General features: G+C 41.3%; 1 protein-coding gene. It reads left to right on the forward strand.

Annotated elements, in window-relative coordinates:
- Positions 1 to 168: 168 nt before the first annotated feature.
- The coding region (locus A3729_RS02650) for a GTP-binding protein (RefSeq protein ID WP_156497590.1) at positions 169 to 734 on the forward strand (566 nt) is incomplete at its 3' end.

The following is a 734-nucleotide window of genomic DNA, read 5'->3' on the forward strand; positions in this document are numbered from 1 at the left end:
TCAAGGAAAAGAAAATGCCGTATTAATGACACTAGAGTTATCGGTCGACCTTCAAGTCTAAATTTTTCTCTTGCTGCGAAAAAATACTCAGACGTTTATAATCACAGAAATTTTTATTAAGGCTGGTTTTCGGACTGGCATGCCGAAATCTTAAGGTAAGTATTCTTAATGTCACAAATAACAGATGAAATCTCCACGCGTAGAACCTTTGCGATTATTTCTCACCCTGATGCGGGTAAGACCACCATTACTGAAAAAGTCCTGTTATTTGGCGCGGCGATTCAAAAAGCCGGTACCGTGAAAGGGAAGAAAAGCGGTCAGCATGCAAAGTCTGATTGGATGGAAATGGAAAAGGAGCGTGGTATCTCGGTAACGACCTCGGTGATGCAGTTTCCATTTAATAAATGTCTGGTTAATTTGCTTGATACGCCGGGGCACGAAGATTTCTCGGAAGATACTTATCGAACCTTAACTGCGGTTGACTCTAGTTTGATGGTGATTGATTCAGCCAAAGGTGTAGAGGAACGTACAATCAAATTAATGGAGGTTACGCGTCTTCGTGACACGCCTATTGTAACCTTTATGAATAAGCTCGATAGGGATATTAGAGATCCGATAGAGTTAATGGACGAAGTGGAAGACGTTCTAAAGATTGCGTGTGCACCAATCACCTGGCCTATTGGCATGGGTAAAGAGTTTAAAGGTGTTTATCACTTATATAAGGATGAGACAGT

The organism is Oleiphilus sp. HI0043 (assembly GCF_001634935.1).